Genomic DNA, 15978 nt, shown 5'->3' with positions numbered 1-15978 from the left:
CGTCACACCGTCATGTTCATGATCTCGGAATAAGCCGAGACCAGCTTGTTCCGCACCTGCATGGTCGCCTGGAACCCGATCTGCGCCTTCTGCATGGTGACCATGGTCTCTTCCAGGCTCACCGTCGGGTTGCCCAGCTGCACCTGCCGCTGCATCTCGCTGGCGTCGTTGTAGGTGTCGCTGACGCCCCGGAGCGCCTTGGTCAGCTCCTGCTGGAAGCCCGGTCCCTTGACCTGGGTGGCCGCCGTGTTGCGGTTGGCCAGCGGCATGCCGTCCACGCCCAGCCCCGCCCGGGCCGCGGCCTGGGCGAAATTGAAGGGTTTGAGGGTCACGTCCATGGATGGGCTCCGGAAGCTGAGGGCCGGGCACAGGGCTCGGCCGTGGGATGGTGTGACTTTAGGGAAATCTGTATCAAGGGGTGCTGGGAACTGACGGGGGTTTGGTCGGCTGTTCGGCCGATCCGGCCCCCTCAAGTTTCCGAATAATCCGTTTCATCCGGAGGGCCTGTGCCCGCCATTGCCTGAAACGAAACACCCATGGACAACGCCGTCGCCCTGGCCCAACCGACCACGCTGGTTCCCGCCGCCCCCGGGTTCGGTGCGCGCCTGGCTGCGCTGCCGGTCAAGAGCCGCGTGAGCCTGGGCCTGGGTGTCGCCGCCCTGGTCGCCGTGCTGGCCGCCATCACGCTGTGGAGCAGCCAGGGTGACTACAAGGTGCTGTACGCCAACCTGTCCGACAAGGACGGCGGGGCCATCATCTCCCAGCTGTCGTCGATGGGCGTGCCCTACAAGTACTCCGAGGGTGGCGGCGCCATCCTCGTGCCGTCCGCCAGCGTCCACGACCTGCGCCTGAAGCTCGCCTCGCAGGGCCTGCCGAAGGGCTCCGTGGTGGGCTTCGAATTGATGGACGGCGCCAAGTTCGGCCAGACCCAGTTCCAGGAACGCCTCACCTTCCAGCGCGGCCTCGAAGGCGAACTGACCCGCTCGATCACGTCGATGGCCTCGGTGCAGAACGCCCGTGTCCACCTCGCCCTGCCGAACCAGAACGGCTTCTTCCGCGAACAGCAGAAGCCCAGCGCCTCGGTGATGCTCACGCTGTTCCCCGGCCGCACGCTCGACCGCGCCCAAGTGGCCGGCATCGTGCACCTGGTGTCGAGCAGCGTGCCCGAACTGAATCCGAAGGCCGTGAGCGTGCTGGACCAGACCGGCGCGCTGCTGTCGGGCTCCCCCGAAGAGAACGCCGCCGGCCTCGACGCCCAGCAGCTGCAGTACGTCGCCCAGATCGAGTCCACGTTCAACAAGCGCATCCTCGAGATCCTCGACCCGGTGGTGGGCCGCGACAACCTGCGTGCCCAGGTCACCGCCGACGTCGACTTCTCGCGTGTCGAATCCACCTCGGAAGAGTTCCGCCCGAACCAGGGTGAAAACGCCGAAGCCGCCGTGCGCAGCATGCAGCGCACCGAACAGACCGGCCAGAACGGCACCGGCGCCACCGGCATCCCGGGCGCCACGTCCAACCAGCCCCCGATCGCCGCCACCGCGCCGCTGACCGGCGCCTCGCAGCCCCTGCAGACCGCCCAGGGTGGCGGTGCCACGAACAGCACGAGCCGCAAGGACGCTGTCACGAACTACGAGGTCGACAAGACCGTGCGCGTGACCCGCAACGCCACCGGCACCGTGCGCCGCATCAATGCCGCCGTGGTCGTGAACCACCAGACCAAGACCGACGCGAAGGGCAAGACCACCACGGTGCCGCTCACGCCGGAAGAACTGGCCAAGCTCGAGACCCTCGTGCGCGAGATCGTCGGCTACAACGAGAAGCGAGGCGACTCGGTCAAGGTGATCAACGCCCCGTTCAAGGTGGAGCCGGTCGCCGTCGACAACACGCCGTTCTGGAAGCAACCGCAGACGCTCGACCTGCTGCGCGCCGCCGCCGTCCCCACGGCCCTGGCCGTCGTCGCCCTGGCCATCGTGTTCGGCCTGATCCGTCCGGCGCTGAAGGCCGCCAATGTGGAGAAGGAGACCAAGGGCGCCAACCTCGACGTGGTGGCCGACGACGAAGTGCTGCCGGCCATCGAGGAGACCAAGCTCACGCAGATCGAGGCCCCGCGCGTCAGCGCCCACCTCGACGGCGCCCGCGCCTTCGCCAAGGACAACCCTGCCGCCGTCGCGAACATCGTGCGCGGCTGGGTCAACGGCGAAACCGCCTGATCGGAGCCCCACGCCATGGACACCAAGGGACTCGAAGATTCAGCCATCCTGCTGATGTCGCTCGGAGAGGAAGAAGCCTCCGAGGTCTTCAAGCTGCTGTCGCCGAAGGAAGTGCAAGCGCTCGGCGAGACCATCGCCAAGATGAAGTCCATCCCGCGCGAGCGCGTGGACGTGGTGCTGGAGCGCTTCGCCGCCGAGGCCTCGGAGTCGAGCATGCTCGTGACCGACACCGACGAGTACGTGAAGTCGGTGCTGCGCAAGGCGCTCGGCGACGACAAGGCCAACCTGCTGATCGACCGCATCCTGCAGGGCGGCGACATCAGCGGCATCGAGAGCCTCAAGTGGATGGACGCCGGCTCGGTGGCCGAGCTGCTGCGCAACGAACACCCGCAGATCGTGGCCGCCATCCTCGTGCACCTCGACTTCGACCAGTCGTCGTCGGTGCTGAAGTGTTTCACCGAACGCCAGCGCAACGAAGTGCTGGTGCGCATCGCCACGCTCGACGGCATCCAGCCGGCCGCGCTGAAGGACCTCAACGAAGTGATGAGCAAGGTGCTCGCCGGTGGCGACAAGCTGCGCAAGGCGTCGCTCGGCGGCGTGAAGACCGCGGCGGAGATGATCAACCTGATGGGCGGCAGCATCGAGACCTCGGTGCTCGACTACATCCGCGAGGCCGACAACGAGCTGGCCCAGAAGATCATGGACAACATGTTCACGTTCGACGACCTGGAGAAGCTCGACGACAAGGGCATCCAGACGCTGCTGAAGGAAGTGCAGTCCGAGTCGCTGATCATCGCGCTCAAGGGCGCCACGCCGGAGATGCGCGAGAAGGTGTTCCGCAACATGTCCAGCCGTGCCGCCGAGACGCTGCGCGAGGACCTCGAGAGCCGCGGCCCGGTGCGCGTGAGCGAAGTGGAAGCCGAGCAGAAGGAAATGCTGAAGATCGTCCGTCGCCTGGCCGACGAAGGCCAGATCATGCTTGCCAGCGGAGGCGACGATGAGTTCCTCTAAAAACGGGCCGTCCCGTCCCGCGCCGCCGCCGCCGAACCGCGGGGGCGAACCCGCCAAGCCCACCAGCTACGGCCGCTTCATCCCCCGCGAGGAACTCTCGTCGTTCGCCGCCTGGAACATCGGTTCGCTCGATGGTGCCGCCCCCGCCGACAAGGGCGTGCAGCGCCCCGCGCCGCCGGAGCCCGAGCCGCCGTCGCACGAGGAAGTGCTCGCCGAAGCCACGGCCGCTGCACGCAAGTCCGGCTACCAGGACGGCTACCGCGACGGCCTCGTGGCCCTCGAAGGCTTCAAGCAGAGCTACGCCACGCAGATCACCGCGCAACTCGCCGCCGTGACGCAGTCGTACATGGAGCAGCTCGACGCCCTGCAGCAGCAGATGGCCCGCGCGCTGGCCGTGTCGGCCACGCACCTCGCGCGCCAGATGGTGCGCACGGAGATCGAGCAGCGCCCCGAGGTGGTCACCACGGTGGCCCAGGAAGCGGTGGACACGCTGCTGCTGAGCGCCCGCCACATCACGCTGCGCGTGAACCCCGACGACGTGGCCCTCGTGTCGCAGGGTGCCGCCGACGTGCTCGCCGCCCGCGGCGCGCGCATCGTCAGCGACGGCTCCGTGCAACGCGGCGGCTGCCTCGTGGAATCCGACATCGGCGTGATCGACGCCAGCATCGAGACCCGCTGGCGCCGTGCCGCGGCCACCATCGGCTGCGATGCCACCTGGAACGACGCGCCCGCCCCCGAGGACACCGACGCATGAAGAACTCCGCCGACGAGACCAGCGCCGTCCAGGCTACCGACAAGTGGCAGCGCTACCTCAGCGACATGACCACGTTCTCGGCCGAGCCCGTGGCGCTCGAGACCCAGGGCACGCTCGTGCGCGTGGCCGGGCTGGTGCTGGAAGCCGCGGGCATCCGCGTGCCGGTGGGCTCCGTGTGCCAGATCTTCATGGACGACCCGCGCCAGGAAGGCCAGCCGCCCGTGCTGGCCGAGGTGGTGGGTTTCTCGGGCGACCGCGCCTACCTGATGCCCACGGGCGAGACGCATGGCCTGGCCAGCGGCGCCCGCGTGGTGCCGCGTCCGTCGCCCATCGTGCCGATGAAGCTCGGCGCGCCCCATCACCCGTGGCGCCGCGGTGAAGACCGCACGCTGCACCTGCCGGTCGGCGACGGCCTGCTCGGCCGCGTGGTCGACTCGCACGGCCACCCGATGGACCGCCGCGGCCCGCTGCAGCACGTGCACAACGAGCCGCTGGTCCGCCGCCCCATCAACGCGATGGACCGCGACCCCATCCGCCAGCCGCTCGACACCGGCGTGCGCGCCATCAACTCCATGCTCACCGTGGGCCGCGGCCAGCGCATCGGTCTCTTCGCCGGCACCGGCGTCGGCAAGTCGGTGCTGCTCGGCATGATGGCCCGCTACACCGCGGCCGACGTGATCGTCGTCGGGCTGATCGGCGAACGGGGCCGTGAAGTCAAGGAATTCATCGAGGACATCCTCGGCGAGGAAGGCATCGCCCGCTCGGTGGTGGTGGCCGCGCCGGCCGACGCGCCGCCGCTCACCCGCATGCAGGGCGCCAGCTACGCCACCGCCATCGCCGAACACTTCCGCGACCGCGGCCAGCACGTGCTGCTGCTGATGGACTCGCTGACCCGCTACGCGATGGCGCAGCGCGAGATCGCACTGGCCATCGGCGAGCCGCCCGCCACGAAGGGCTATCCGCCCAGCTGCTTCGCGAAGCTGCCGCAGCTCGTCGAGCGCAGCGGCAACGGCATCCATGGCGTGGGTTCGATCACCGCCTTCTACACCGTGCTGTCCGAAGGCGACGACCAGCAGGACCCCATCGCCGACGCGGCCCGAGGCATTCTCGACGGCCACATCGTGCTGTCGCGCGAACTCGCCGAAGCCGGCCACTACCCCGCCATCGACGTCGAGAAGTCGATCTCGCGCGTGATGACGAACGTGAGCCCGCAGGAACACATCGACGCGGCCCGCCGCTTCCGCCAGCTCTACGCCCGCCACAACAAGGCGCGCGACCTGATCCAGCTCGGCGCGTACACGCCGGGCGCCGACCCCGAACTCGACCACGCGGTGCGCCTGCATCCCAGGATGGTGGACCTGCTCCAGCAGGGCATGCACCAGCCCGCGAGCCTGCCCCACAGCGTGCGCGACCTGCGCGCCCTCGTCGCCTGAACCCGGACTGATCCACCATGAGCCATCCCTCCCTGTCGCCCCTGCTGGCCCTCCTGGGCCAGGCCGAACGCGAACGCGACGACGCCGTCGCCGCGGCCCGCCGCGTCGAGGCCGCGCTGAACGCCGCCCTCGGCCAGGCCGACCAGCTGGTGGCCTACCGGCTCGACTACGAGGCGCGCTACCGCGAGAAATTCAGCCGCCAGGCCTCGATCGACCAGTTCCAGACCTACCAGGGTTTCATGGGCCGCCTCTCGCTGGCCGTGGACCAGCAGCAGGGGGTCGTGGCCCAGGCCGAGCGCCGGGTCGAGGCCGCCCGCCAGGTGGTGCGCGAGCAGGAGCTGCGCGTGGCCTCGGTGCGCAAGCTGATCGAGCGCCGCCTCGCCGAACTCCGCCTCGCGGCCGACCGCCGCGACCAGAAGCAGACCGACGAATTCGCCAGTCGCGCCGCCTGGAACCGCATCGCCGAACAGGCCGCCTCGCCCACCGTCTGATCGTCCACCCGACCGACTCCATGACCGCCTCCGTCTCGTCCTACCCCGTCCTGCCGTCGAACGTGATCACCGGCCTCGTCGGGGTTCCCGGCCCGGCCCCCGCCCGTGGCGCCGAGTTCGCCCGGATGCTCGACGCGCGCCGCAACGAGAGCGCCCCTGCGCCGGCCCCCGAAGGCCCGAAGGCCGAGGCGCCCGACTCCGGCGAGGAAGACCGCGCCCAGGCCAACCGCTCGGCCGACGAGACCCGGCAGCGCCAGCTGCGCGCCAACCGCCAGAACGGCCAGCGTGCGCAGGGCCCCGAGGCCTCGCCCCGTGAGCCGAAGGTGGCGGAGGAGCCGGTGGACCCGGTGGCGACTCCCGCGTCCGCCAAGGGCAAGCCGGCCGCCGCCGACGACGAACCCGTCGACCCGGCCCTGGCCGACTGGCTGGCCACGCTGAACCTGCCGCCTGCCCCGCCGGAGACCCCGCCCGCCGGCGAGGCCGCCGCGCCAGAAGTCACCGATCCGCGCGCGCAGGCCGCGGTCGCGACGCCGGACCTGGCCGCCGCCGACAAGGCCGCACGCGGCCCCGCCGCCCGCCGCGGCCCCGCGCCCGACGTGTCGGCCGAACCCGGCGTCAGCGAAACCGCCCGCCGCCAGCAGCCGAAGGAACTCGAGACGAAGGTCACCGACCCGCGCGCCGACGCGCAGCCGATGTCCCCGCTGCCCGCCACCTGGCAGGCCGCGATGGAACAGGCCGTGGCCCCGGCCGTCGAGGCCCGCGCCCGCGTGGCCGAGACCGCCAAGGCCGACCCGGGCGCCGCCGCGGCGGCCCTCTCGGGCACGGCCCCGGCCGCCGAACGTCCGGCCGCCCAGATGGCCGAGCCCACAGTCGTCCACATGCCGACGCCCGCGGACGCCCCCGACTTCTCCCAGGTGCTGGGCGCCCAGCTGAGCGTGTTCGCGAAAGATGGCATCCAGCAGGCGGAGTTGCACCTGAATCCGGCCGAGATGGGCTCCATTTCGATCCAGATCGCGATCGATGGCGATCAAGCGAAGGTCGATTTCGGCGCCGATTCGGCCGCGACGCGGCAACTGATCGAAAACGGCCTGCCGGAACTGGCCTCCGCGCTGCGCGACGCCGGCTTCACGCTGTCCGGTGGCGGCGTGCACAGCCAGGCCCAGCAGCAGGCGTCCCGCGAGCGGGACGGCGGTTCGTCCGGCCGGGGCCAGGGTGACCGGGGCCGTGGTGGTGTGGAAGGCGCGGCCGCAGAACCCGTCCGCGTGACGCAGCGCACGGTTCGTGCGGGTGGCGTGGACGTCTACGCCTGATCGGCCGCGCGCCTCGCAAAACACTCACTGTCATCCCGGCGCAGGCCGGGACCCTGTGCGGTGAACGATGCCCGAGGTCCCGGCCTGCGCCGGGATGACACCAGGGGAGGGGGCGACCTCCGTCAGGTGATGACGGGTATTCCGCCCGCTATTCCGGCCATCGGCCGACCCCCTCTGTTTCGATAATTTCCCTCATGCGCCCGGATCGCCCGTGCGCCTGAAGGAGATTCCATGTCGAGCGCCCCCGCTGCCGATGCCCCCCAGAAGGGCAACAAGAAGCTGATCATCATCATCGCGGCCGTGCTGCTGCTGGTGCTGGGTGGTGGCGGTGCGTTCGCCTACATCCAGAAGCAGAAGGCCGCCGCGGCCGCGGCCGCCGGTGACGACGAGGAAGAGGGTGAAGCCCCCGCACCCCACGCCGAAGCCAAGAAGCACGACTCGAAGCACCCGCCGACCTTCGTGCCGCTGGAGCCGTTCGTCGTGAACCTCGCCGACAAGGAAGCCGACCGCTTCGCGCAGGTCGGTGTCACGCTCGAGGTCGAGGACGCCAAGTTCGCCGAGGAACTCAAGGCCTACATGCCGGCGATCCGCAACGGCATCCTGATGGTGCTCGCCCACAAGACGTCGCAGGAACTGCTGTCCCAGGAAGGCAAGATCGCCCTGCAGAAGGAGATCCTGCGCGAGTCCGTGCTGCCGCTCGGCATCGAGATCGACGACGAGGACGATGCGCCGGCCAAGAAGGGCAAGAAGAAAAAGCGCCGCGCGGTCTACAACCCCGTCTCCGCCGTCCACTTCTCCAACTTCATCGTCCAGTGACCGGCACCGCGTCGCGACCCTCAGCCACGTCCACGTCATGAACCAGCAGATCCTCTCGCAAGACGAAGTCGATGCGCTGCTCCAGGGCATCACCGGCGAAAGCCAGAAGCTCGAGCAGGAAGAGGTGCAGGCCGGCGGCATCCGCAACTACGACATCGCCAGTCAGGAGCGGATCGTCCGTGGGCGCATGCCCACGATGGAGATCATCAACGAACGGTTCGCGCGGAACATCCGCATCGGCCTGTTCAACTTCATCCGCAAGAGCCCGGAAATCTCGATCGGCGGCATCAAGGTGCAGAAGTACAGCGCCTTCCTGCGCGAGATCGTGGTGCCCACGAACTTCAACATCGTCTCGGTGCGCCCGCTGCGCGGCAGCGGCCTGATCGTGTGCGACCCGACGCTCGTGTTCGCGGTGATCGACGCGCTCTTCGGCGGCGCCGGCAAGTACCACACCCGCATCGAGGGCCGCGACTTCTCGCCCACGGAGCAGCGCATCATCACGCGCCTGGTCGAGGTGGTGACCGAGGAATACAAGAAGGCCTGGGCGGGCATCTACCCGCTCGAGCTCGACTACCAGCGCTCGGAGATGCAGCCGCAGTTCGCGAACATCGCGACGCCGAGCGAGATCATCGTGGCCACGAGCTTCACGCTCGAGATCGGCGACACCACCGGCACGATCCACTTCTGCATTCCGTACTCGACGCTGGAACCGATCCGCGACGTCCTGTATTCCACGATCCAGGGCGACAGCAACGAGCCGGACCGCCGCTGGGTCAACCTGATGAAGCAGCAGATCCAGTCGGCCGAGGTCGAGGTGGTGGCGGAACTGGCCCACGCGCCGGCCACCGTCGAGCAGCTGCTCGCCTTCAAGCCCGGTGACTTCATCGAGCTCGACCTCAGCGCCGGCATCGAGGCGAAGGTGGTCGGGGTGCCCATTTTCGAATGCCACTACGGGACCTCCAACGGCAAGTACGCGTTGAAGGTCGATCGCATGTTGTCCAGCTCGACGATGGGCTGGATCGGAGACCAGAATGTCTGATACCACCAATTCCGCCGAAGACGACATGGCAGCCGAGTGGGCTGCGGCCCTCGCGGAGGCCAAGCCCGAGGTCGCGTCCGAGGTGGGTTCGCCGCCGGCCGCGCCGGTCGCGTTCACCGACTTCTCGGCCGCCGGCGCGAACGCGGCGACCAACGACATCAACATGATCCTGGACATCCCCGTCCAGCTCACCGTCGAACTCGGCCGCACGCGCATTCCCATCAAGCACATCCTGCAACTCGCGCAGGGCTCCGTCGTCGAACTCGACGCGCTGGCCGGCGAACCGATGGACGTGCTCGTCAACGGCTACCTGATCGCCCAGGGCGAGGTGGTGGTCGTGAACGACAAGTTCGGCATCCGGCTCACCGACATCGTGACGCCCAGCGAGCGCATGCGCCGCCTGAGCCGCGCGGCCTGACCGGAGATCGACCGAATGCCCACGTCCGGATTCAGCTCGCTGCTCGGGTTCATCGTCGTCATCGCGCTGATCCCCGTCGCGCTGTGGCTGCTCAAGCGCTCGCCGATGGGCGGTGGCGCGGCCCAGGGCATGCGCGCCATCGCGTCGCTGCCGCTGTCGCAGAACCAGCGCCTGATCACGGTGGAAGTGGGGCAGGGCGACCAGCGCAAGTGGCTGGTGCTCGGTGTCACGCCGCAGCAGATCACCACGCTGCACACCATGGAACCGGGTGCGGATGCCGCGCCCTCGAACGGCCAACCCGCCGTGCCGCCCTTCGCGCAGCTCCTGAACAAACTGCGCGGCGACCAAGGAAGCTCGAAGTGACTGTTGTTTCGTCACCCCGTTTCGCCAACCTTTTTTTGGCGGCCCGTCGCCACCGCGCCGCGCTCGTTGCGCTGACGGTGTTATCGGCTGCTCCTGCAGCGGCTTTAGCCCAGACCGCGCCGAGCCTGCCGCTCGTGATCGGCCAGGGCGCGGGCGGCACCAGCTACTCGGTGCCCATCCAGACGCTGCTGTTCTTCACCGCGTTGAGCTTCCTGCCGGCGGTGCTGCTGCTGATGACCGGCTTCACGCGCATCGTGATCGTGCTGGGCCTGCTGCGCCAGGCCATGGGCACGCAGTCGGCGCCGCCGAACCAGGTCATCATCGGCCTTAGCCTGTTCCTCACGTTTTTCGTGATGGGCCCGACGATCGACAAGGTGTACGCCGAGGCGTACCAGCCGTACGCCGAGAACCGCATCCAGTTCGACGAGGCCCTCAAGCGCGGTGAAGTGCCGATGCGCGCCTTCATGATGAAGCAGACGCGCCAGGCCGACCTGATGCTGTTCGCCCGCCTCGCGAAGGTGGACCCGGGCGTGAAGCCCGAGGACGTGCCGTTCAAGGTGCTGGTGCCCGCCTTCGTCACCAGCGAACTCAAGAGCGCCTTCCAGATCGGCTTCCTGATCTTCATCCCGTTCCTGATCATCGACATGATCGTGGCCAGCGTGCTGATGAGCCTCGGCATGATGATGCTGAGCCCGGTGCTCGTGGCGCTGCCGTTCAAGCTGATGCTGTTCGTGCTGGCCGATGGCTGGAACCTGCTGCTCGGCTCGCTCGCCGCCAGCTTCTCGACCTGACCTTCAACGGACGCGCACTCATGGACGCCGCACAAGTCTTCACGTTCGGCCAGCAGGGCCTCTACCTGCTGCTGATGGTTTCCGCCCCCGTGCTCCTCGTGGTGCTGGGCGTGGGCCTCGTCGTCAGCATCTTCCAGGCCGCCACGCAGATCCACGAGGCCACGCTCTCGTTCGTGCCCAAGCTGATCGCCGCCGTCGCGGTGCTCGGCTTCGCCGGGCCGTGGATGCTCACGACGCTGGTCGAGTACCTGCAGCGCATGCTCCAGACGATCCCGACCGTCGTCGGCTGATCGACCCGCTCGACCGCCGATGTTCACCTTCACCGAAGCCCAGGTGCTGGAGTGGATCACGCCGCTGCTGTGGCCGTTCCTCCGCACGCTGGCCATGTTCACCTCCGCGCCGGTGCTGTCCCAGCGCAGCGTGCCGGTGCGCGTGAAGGTGGCGCTCGCGTTCATCATCTCGGTGTGCGCGCAGGCCTCGTTGCCGGCGATGCCGGTGATCCCGCTCGACTCGGCCGTGACCGTGCTCGTCGTGATCCAGCAGGTGCTGATCGGCATCTCGCTCGGCTTCGCCGCCCGCATCGTCTTCGCCGCCATCGAGTTCGCGGGTGAGATCGTGGGCCTGCAGATGGGCCTGAACTTCGCCGGCTTCTTCGACCCCGCCACGATGGGCCAGACCACCGCCGTGAGCCGCTTCTACGGCACCGTGACCGTGCTGCTGTTCGTCATCATCAACGGCCACCTGCTGATGATCGCCGCGCTGTGCCAGAGCTTCGTCGCCTTCCCCGTGGGCCCCGAGCCCTTCGAGTTCCTGCGCCAGCTGCGCCCCGAGCTGTGGGGCATCGAGATCTTCAAGCTGGGCCTGTGGATCGCGCTGCCGATGATCGCGATGCTGCTGTTCACCAACCTCGTGCTGGGCGTGATCTCCCGCGTCTCGCAGCAGATGAACATCTTCTCGATCGGCTTCCCGGTCACCGTGTCGGTGGGCCTCGTGGGCGTGCTGCTGACGCTGCCGATGATGCAGGCGCCGTTCACGATGGCGCTGGAGCAGATGCTGGTGAAGTTCCAGTGATCCCGGCCGGTGCGGGTTGAGGTAGCCTGCGAGGACTCCTCGCGATGTTCCCCGTGCCGTCCACCCCGATCCTCTACAGCTTCCGCCGCTGCCCCTATGCGATGCGGGCCCGCCTCGCGCTGCTGCAGGCGGCCCGGCCGTTCCAGCCCGTCGAGGTCAGCCTGCGCGACAAACCCGCCGCGCTGCTGCGGCTGTCCCCGAAGGGCACCGTGCCCGTGATGCAGCTGCCCGATGGGCGCGTGCTCGAGGAGAGCTGGGACATCATGCGGTGGGCGTGGGCCGACGGCGACGGCGAGGGCTGGTGGTCGCGAGCGCAGTCCGCGGAGAACCTCGCGCTGCTGCACCGCAACGACGGCGACTTCAAGCACTGGCTGGATCGCTTCAAGTACCCGGAACGTTTCGAGGGCGACGGGGTGGCCCGCCGCGACATCGCACGGTCCCGTGCCGTGGTGGCCTTGCTCGTGCCGCTGGAGGGCCGCCTGTCGGCGGCGCCGTGGCTGGGCGGTTCGGCGCCGTGTGCCACGGACCTGGCGGTCTTCCCCTTCGTTCGCCAGTTCGCGGCGGTGGACCGCGCCGGGTTCGACATGCTGCCGCTGCCCGCGCTCCACGCCTGGCTGGGCGCGTGGCTGGGCAGCGACTTGTTCGCCGCCTGCATGGTCAAGCCGTTGCCACCGGTGTCTGGCTGACCGTGCGCGAGACCCGAGCCAGCGCCGCCGTCAGCATCAACCCCGCCACCGAACACGCTCCGGTCGCAGGCGAATAAACTCGCCCCATGAACCTCAAGATCGTCGTCTACTCCAAATCGGCCTGCCCGCAATGCGATTCGGCCAAGATGGTCCTCAAGACCAAGTCCCTCGACTTCGAGGAAATCAAGATCGACGACGAGGCCGAGCGCCTCGCGTTCTACGAGAAGTGCGGCCCGTCCGTGCGGCAGATGCCGCAGATCTTCATCAATGACCAGCGCGTGGGTGGCCTCGCCGGCCTTCAGGCCGCGCTGGTGCAACTGGGCCGCTGAGGCGGATCAGGCCCAGCGGAACACCGCCCCGGCCGCGGGGCGGCTCGCGGCGATGCGGCGGGCGTTCGGCTCGTCGGTGTTCTCGACCCAGGCCAGCGCGTCCTCGCGGCTGCGGCCGAAGCGTTCGTGGCGGCGGGCCAGCTGCTCGCGGCGCTGCGTGTCGTCGGTCTCCACGTACCAGCTGTCGTCCAGCAGCGCACGCACGTCGCGCCACGGGCCGTCGTCCAGCAGCAGGTAGTTGCCCTCCGTGATCACGAGCCGGGTCTCCGGGCGGATGGCGATGGCGCCGGCCACCGGCTCCTCGATCTCGCGCCGGAACTCGGGCGCGTACACGGTTTCGTCGGGCGCCTGCGTGCGCAGGCGGCGCAGCAGCGCCACGTAGCCCGCGCTGTCGAAGGTGTCGGGAGCGCCCTTGCGGCCGGCCCGGCCCAGGCGTTCCAGCTGCACGTTCGCGAGGTGGTAGCCGTCCATGGGCACGACCTGCGCCACGTCGGCGAAGGCGTGCAGCAGGGCCTCGGCCAGCGTGGACTTGCCGGACCCCGGGGCCCCGACGAGCCCCAGCAGCACGCGGGGCTTCGACGTCAGCAGGCCGCGGACCCGGTCCAGCCAGGCCTCGGGGACCGCGGGTGTCGTCACGACACCGTCCGGCGTGCCGGGCGCCCGGTGTCGATGAAGTTCGCCACGTCGTCGAGCACCGGCGCCAGCCAGCGCAGCGGCGCGGCGAGCGTGGCGGCCACGCCCACGTGGCCCAGGTGGCGGTACAGGCGCACCTGCACGGGCACGCCCGCGGCCTTCAGCTTGTCGCCGAGGGCCACGGTGTTGCGTTGCGGGTTCACGACCTTGTCGGTGCGGGCCGAGCCCAGGAAGGTGCGCGGCGAACGCGCGGACACGAACTCGCCCGGCTGCGAGCGGGGCGGGTAGTTCGGGTGGTCGAACACCGGTTGCGCGGTGGTGTTCTCGATGGGGTAGAAGTCGTACGGGCCGGCCAGGCCCACCCATCCGGCCAGCGCGTCGGGGGTGGTGCCCTGGGCCTTCAGCCAGCGGTCGTCGAGGGCCACCATCGCGGCGTTGTACGCACCCGCGCTGTGGCCCACCACGTACACCCGGCGGTAGTTGCCGCCGAGGCGCGGCGCCTCGCGCAGTGCGTACGCCACGGCGGCCGCGCTGTCTTCCAGGAAGGTGGGGTACTTGACCTCCGGGTAGACCCGGTAGTCGGCGACCAGCGTGAGGATGCCCCGCGACGCGAGCGCCTCGCCCACGAAGCGGTAGTCCTTGCGGTTGCCGTCGGTCCACGTGCCGCCGTACAGGAACACCGCCACCGGCCAGCCGCCCGCGGGCGCCGGCAGGACCGGGGTGTAGACGTCGAGCTGCTGGCGGGGCAGGGAGCCGTAGGGGACCCCTTCGGTCAGCACGTAGGTGCTGCTCGAGGCCAGCACGTTCAGCGGGGTCACCGGTGCGCAGGCGGCGAGGGGCCCGGCGAGGAGCAGGGCGAGCGTGGTGCGGCGCGAGGGGTACGGCAAGGTCATGGACCGGCAGCTTAACCGCGGTCTACCACTCACGCCATTCCTCGGTGATGTCCTCGGTCGGCGCGGCCTTCAGTCCGGCCTGCCGTGCACTGGTGTTGATGAGTTCGCACAGGTCCTCGCGCTGCTCGGTCTCGATGAGGGCGCAGTCGCTGCGCTCGTTGAGTTCGTTGAGCCGCTCGATGGTGGCGTGCACGACCTTCAGGATGGCCTCGTCGTGCCCCGCGCCCTTCACCTCGTCGAGCGAGGAGAGGAGGTCGTCGAGGATGCGCCCGCATTCGTCGATCTCGGCCTGGGTGTAGCCCGGGTCGAAGGACGAATCGGCCTCGTCGTCGTCGGCGTCCGGCGTCATGTAGTCGACCATGCCGTCGATCAGGCGCTTGCGGATGTTGCGCAGTTCGGGAGTCATGCGGCGTCCTCGGGTCGCCCGGGCTCCGGGCGGGACCACTGTAGCAAAGGCGGAGGCGAACCGTGCCGCTCGGGCCGGTCCGCCGGGCCGGTCAGTCCTTCAGTTCGGCGGGCACCTTGCCGCCGTTGGCCGCGAGCTTGGCCATCACCTGCTTGTGCAGCCAGATGTTCATGCTGGCGGAGTCGGCCGTGTCACCCGTGTAGCCCAGTTCCTTGGCGAGTTCCTTGCGCGAGGCGAGGTCGCTGTCGAGCTGCAGCAGTTTCATCAGGTCGACGATCGAGGTGCGCCAGTTGGCGGGCCCCGGGTTCTTTGCCGACAAGTCCTTCAGGATGGCCTCGACGTCCACCGGCGGCAGCGCCACCGGAGCGGGGGCTGCGGCGGCCGGAGCTGCGGGTGCGGTGTCGGCCGGGGCCGTGACGGCCGGGTGGTCAGACGGGAAAATCTTCGCGAGGATCTTGCTGAAAATGCCCATGGTGTCGCTCCCCTGAGTCGAGATGGATGGCCGGCCGGCAGGCCGGGGGACGACGGATCATGAGCCGAGAGCCGGGCCGGGCGGCGGGAAAGCCCTGTTGGGGAAGGGGCCAGTCACCGGGATTTCACCGGCGCCCGCTCCGACGGGTCAGGCCGCGGCGCGGGCGAGGATCCAGGCGGCGGCCGCGTGCAGGTCGTCCACGCGCACCGTGGCGCGCGCGAAGTCGTGGTGAGCGGACATCGGCGTGGGCTTGACCACACACGGCACGTCCGCGTCCGCCGCGGCCTGCAGGCCGTGTTCGGAGTCCTCGATGGCCACGCACTCGGCCGGAGACACGCCCAGCTGGCGCGCGGCCAGCAGGTAGCAGTCGGGGGCCGGTTTGCTGAACGCGACGTCGTCCGCGGTGACGATCGTCTCGAAGCGGTCGAGGAGGCCGTGGGCCGCGAGCGACGCGCGGGTGGCGTCGCGGGCCGCGCCCGTCACCACCGCGAGGCGCAGGCCCGCGGCCTGCAGCCGGTCGAGCACCTCGCGGGTGCCGGGCATCAGCGGGAACGGCCGGGCCGCGAGGAAGGCGCGGGTGGCCTCGGCCTTGCGTTCGGCGAGTTCGGCGGGCGCCACGTCGAGGCCGAAGCGCTCGGCGATGTCGACGGCGTTGGCCGGCGTGGGCATGCCCGCGTACAGGTCCTTGTAGAGCGGCTCGGGGAGCGTGACTCCGAGCGGTTCGAGCACCTCGTTCCAGAGGGCGAGGTGGCTCGGTTCGGAATCGACGAGCGTGCCGTCGTGGTCGAAGAGGATGGCTTTGGGCATGGGAGAGATGCCGCTCCGAGGGGCGGCCGTGGGTCCCGGCTTTCG

The 15978-nt window shown here is 69.5% G+C and carries 21 protein-coding genes; 15 read left to right on the top strand and 6 right to left on the bottom strand.

Going from position 1 to position 15978, the window contains the following annotated elements:
• Nucleotides 1-2: 2 nt before the first annotated feature.
• A complete protein-coding gene (gene fliE, locus A4W93_RS20415; protein WP_085752356.1) occupies nt 3-338 on the bottom strand; it encodes a flagellar hook-basal body complex protein FliE in 336 nt (111 codons plus the stop codon).
• A gap of 198 nt (nt 339-536) precedes the next feature.
• Here fliE and fliF point away from each other — a divergent pair, with 198 nt between their 5' ends.
• The 15 genes from fliF (at nt 537) to A4W93_RS20340 (ending at nt 12722) form a co-directional block, all read left to right on the top strand.
• Nucleotides 537-2210: a flagellar basal-body MS-ring/collar protein FliF gene (gene fliF, locus A4W93_RS20410; RefSeq protein WP_085752355.1), complete on the top strand. Its 1674-nt coding sequence runs from the start codon at nt 537-539 to the stop codon at nt 2208-2210.
• 15 nt (nt 2211-2225) lie between these two features.
• A complete protein-coding gene (gene fliG, locus A4W93_RS20405) occupies nt 2226-3221 on the top strand; it encodes a flagellar motor switch protein FliG (RefSeq protein ID WP_085752354.1) in 996 nt (331 codons plus the stop codon).
• Nucleotides 3208-3975, top strand: coding sequence for a FliH/SctL family protein (locus tag A4W93_RS20400; RefSeq protein ID WP_085752353.1), 768 nt, complete (start codon nt 3208-3210; stop codon nt 3973-3975). Before fliG ends, A4W93_RS20400 begins: the two co-directional genes overlap by 14 nt.
• Nucleotides 3972-5408, top strand: a complete 1437-nt coding sequence (gene fliI / locus A4W93_RS20395; RefSeq protein ID WP_085752352.1) for a flagellar protein export ATPase FliI — start codon at nt 3972-3974, stop codon at nt 5406-5408. Before A4W93_RS20400 ends, fliI begins: the two co-directional genes overlap by 4 nt.
• Before the next feature lie 17 nt (nt 5409-5425).
• Entirely contained in the window at nt 5426-5899 is a 474-nt protein-coding gene (fliJ, locus tag A4W93_RS20390) for a flagellar export protein FliJ (RefSeq protein WP_085752351.1), read from the top strand.
• 20 nt (nt 5900-5919) lie between these two features.
• Nucleotides 5920-7209: a flagellar hook-length control protein FliK gene (locus A4W93_RS20385; RefSeq protein ID WP_085752350.1), complete on the top strand. Its 1290-nt coding sequence runs from the start codon at nt 5920-5922 to the stop codon at nt 7207-7209.
• A 231-nt stretch (nt 7210-7440) separates the two neighbouring features.
• A complete protein-coding gene (locus A4W93_RS20380) occupies nt 7441-8025 on the top strand; it encodes a flagellar basal body-associated FliL family protein (protein ID WP_085752349.1) in 585 nt (194 codons plus the stop codon).
• Between the two features lie 37 nt (nt 8026-8062).
• Nucleotides 8063-9064, top strand: a complete 1002-nt coding sequence (gene fliM / locus A4W93_RS20375; protein ID WP_085752348.1) for a flagellar motor switch protein FliM — start codon at nt 8063-8065, stop codon at nt 9062-9064.
• The gene (fliN, locus tag A4W93_RS20370; protein ID WP_085752347.1) at nt 9057-9482 is read left to right on the top strand and encodes a flagellar motor switch protein FliN; all 426 of its coding nucleotides are present in this window, start codon (nt 9057-9059) and stop codon (nt 9480-9482) included. The genes fliM and fliN overlap by 8 nt, the downstream gene beginning before the upstream one ends.
• A 15-nt stretch (nt 9483-9497) precedes the next feature.
• Entirely contained in the window at nt 9498-9845 is a 348-nt protein-coding gene (gene fliO, locus A4W93_RS20365) for a flagellar biosynthetic protein FliO (RefSeq protein WP_085752346.1), read from the top strand.
• 35 nt (nt 9846-9880) lie between these two features.
• Complete coding sequence (fliP, locus tag A4W93_RS20360) at nt 9881-10636, top strand: flagellar type III secretion system pore protein FliP (RefSeq protein WP_085752345.1); 756 nt, start codon at nt 9881-9883, stop codon at nt 10634-10636.
• A 20-nt stretch (nt 10637-10656) separates the two neighbouring features.
• Nucleotides 10657-10926, top strand: coding sequence for a flagellar biosynthesis protein FliQ (gene fliQ / locus A4W93_RS20355; protein ID WP_085752344.1), 270 nt, complete (start codon nt 10657-10659; stop codon nt 10924-10926).
• 19 nt (nt 10927-10945) lie between these two features.
• The gene (fliR, locus tag A4W93_RS20350; protein ID WP_085752343.1) at nt 10946-11707 is read left to right on the top strand and encodes a flagellar biosynthetic protein FliR; all 762 of its coding nucleotides are present in this window, start codon (nt 10946-10948) and stop codon (nt 11705-11707) included.
• A gap of 44 nt (nt 11708-11751) precedes the next feature.
• Complete coding sequence (locus A4W93_RS20345; RefSeq protein ID WP_085752342.1) at nt 11752-12393, top strand: glutathione S-transferase; 642 nt, start codon at nt 11752-11754, stop codon at nt 12391-12393.
• Between the two features lie 86 nt (nt 12394-12479).
• A complete protein-coding gene (locus A4W93_RS20340; RefSeq protein ID WP_085752341.1) occupies nt 12480-12722 on the top strand; it encodes a glutaredoxin domain-containing protein in 243 nt (80 codons plus the stop codon).
• A 6-nt stretch (nt 12723-12728) separates the two neighbouring features.
• Here the strand turns inward: A4W93_RS20340 and A4W93_RS20335 are convergent, their stop codons facing one another.
• The 5 genes from A4W93_RS20335 to A4W93_RS20315 form a co-directional block, all read right to left on the bottom strand.
• On the bottom strand, nt 12729-13358 hold the full coding sequence (locus A4W93_RS20335; protein ID WP_085752340.1) for a nucleoside/nucleotide kinase family protein: 630 nt from the start codon (nt 13356-13358) through the stop codon (nt 12729-12731).
• Nucleotides 13355-14248 carry an alpha/beta hydrolase gene (locus A4W93_RS20330; protein WP_085752339.1) on the bottom strand — a complete coding sequence of 298 codons (894 nt, stop codon included), beginning with the start codon at nt 14246-14248 and terminating at the stop codon, nt 13355-13357. Before A4W93_RS20330 ends, A4W93_RS20335 begins: the two co-directional genes overlap by 4 nt.
• A 22-nt stretch (nt 14249-14270) precedes the next feature.
• The gene (locus tag A4W93_RS20325; protein WP_085752338.1) at nt 14271-14654 is read right to left on the bottom strand and encodes a hypothetical protein; all 384 of its coding nucleotides are present in this window, start codon (nt 14652-14654) and stop codon (nt 14271-14273) included.
• A 91-nt stretch (nt 14655-14745) separates the two neighbouring features.
• The gene (locus A4W93_RS20320) at nt 14746-15126 is read right to left on the bottom strand and encodes a DUF3597 domain-containing protein (protein WP_085752337.1); all 381 of its coding nucleotides are present in this window, start codon (nt 15124-15126) and stop codon (nt 14746-14748) included.
• A 147-nt stretch (nt 15127-15273) separates the two neighbouring features.
• Nucleotides 15274-15933, bottom strand: a complete 660-nt coding sequence (locus tag A4W93_RS20315; RefSeq protein WP_085752336.1) for an HAD family hydrolase — start codon at nt 15931-15933, stop codon at nt 15274-15276.
• Nucleotides 15934-15978: the final 45 nt, after the last annotated feature.

This window comes from Piscinibacter gummiphilus, from assembly GCF_002116905.1.
GTDB lineage: Bacteria > Pseudomonadota > Gammaproteobacteria > Burkholderiales > Burkholderiaceae_C > Rhizobacter > Rhizobacter gummiphilus.
This window is presented reverse-complemented; position numbering and strand designations above follow the sequence as displayed.

What these genes read in the sequence shown, in the direction of transcription:
- fliE (WP_085752356.1), bottom strand. Translation starts at nt 338, where the DNA reads ATGGACGTGACCCTCAAACCCTTCAATTTCGCCCAGGCCGCGGCCCGG.
- fliF (WP_085752355.1), top strand. Translation starts at nt 537, where the DNA reads ATGGACAACGCCGTCGCCCTGGCCCAACCGACCACGCTGGTTCCCGCC.
- fliG (WP_085752354.1), top strand. Translation starts at nt 2,226, where the DNA reads ATGGACACCAAGGGACTCGAAGATTCAGCCATCCTGCTGATGTCGCTC.
- A4W93_RS20400 (WP_085752353.1), top strand. Translation starts at nt 3,208, where the DNA reads ATGAGTTCCTCTAAAAACGGGCCGTCCCGTCCCGCGCCGCCGCCGCCG.
- fliI (WP_085752352.1), top strand. Translation starts at nt 3,972, where the DNA reads ATGAAGAACTCCGCCGACGAGACCAGCGCCGTCCAGGCTACCGACAAG.
- fliJ (WP_085752351.1), top strand. Translation starts at nt 5,426, where the DNA reads ATGAGCCATCCCTCCCTGTCGCCCCTGCTGGCCCTCCTGGGCCAGGCC.
- A4W93_RS20385 (WP_085752350.1), top strand. Translation starts at nt 5,920, where the DNA reads ATGACCGCCTCCGTCTCGTCCTACCCCGTCCTGCCGTCGAACGTGATC.
- A4W93_RS20380 (WP_085752349.1), top strand. Translation starts at nt 7,441, where the DNA reads ATGTCGAGCGCCCCCGCTGCCGATGCCCCCCAGAAGGGCAACAAGAAG.
- fliM (WP_085752348.1), top strand. Translation starts at nt 8,063, where the DNA reads ATGAACCAGCAGATCCTCTCGCAAGACGAAGTCGATGCGCTGCTCCAG.
- fliN (WP_085752347.1), top strand. Translation starts at nt 9,057, where the DNA reads ATGTCTGATACCACCAATTCCGCCGAAGACGACATGGCAGCCGAGTGG.
- fliO (WP_085752346.1), top strand. Translation starts at nt 9,498, where the DNA reads ATGCCCACGTCCGGATTCAGCTCGCTGCTCGGGTTCATCGTCGTCATC.
- fliQ (WP_085752344.1), top strand. Translation starts at nt 10,657, where the DNA reads ATGGACGCCGCACAAGTCTTCACGTTCGGCCAGCAGGGCCTCTACCTG.
- fliR (WP_085752343.1), top strand. Translation starts at nt 10,946, where the DNA reads ATGTTCACCTTCACCGAAGCCCAGGTGCTGGAGTGGATCACGCCGCTG.
- A4W93_RS20345 (WP_085752342.1), top strand. Translation starts at nt 11,752, where the DNA reads ATGTTCCCCGTGCCGTCCACCCCGATCCTCTACAGCTTCCGCCGCTGC.
- A4W93_RS20340 (WP_085752341.1), top strand. Translation starts at nt 12,480, where the DNA reads ATGAACCTCAAGATCGTCGTCTACTCCAAATCGGCCTGCCCGCAATGC.
- A4W93_RS20330 (WP_085752339.1), bottom strand. Translation starts at nt 14,248, where the DNA reads ATGACCTTGCCGTACCCCTCGCGCCGCACCACGCTCGCCCTGCTCCTC.
- A4W93_RS20325 (WP_085752338.1), bottom strand. Translation starts at nt 14,654, where the DNA reads ATGACTCCCGAACTGCGCAACATCCGCAAGCGCCTGATCGACGGCATG.
- A4W93_RS20320 (WP_085752337.1), bottom strand. Translation starts at nt 15,126, where the DNA reads ATGGGCATTTTCAGCAAGATCCTCGCGAAGATTTTCCCGTCTGACCAC.
- A4W93_RS20315 (WP_085752336.1), bottom strand. Translation starts at nt 15,933, where the DNA reads ATGCCCAAAGCCATCCTCTTCGACCACGACGGCACGCTCGTCGATTCC.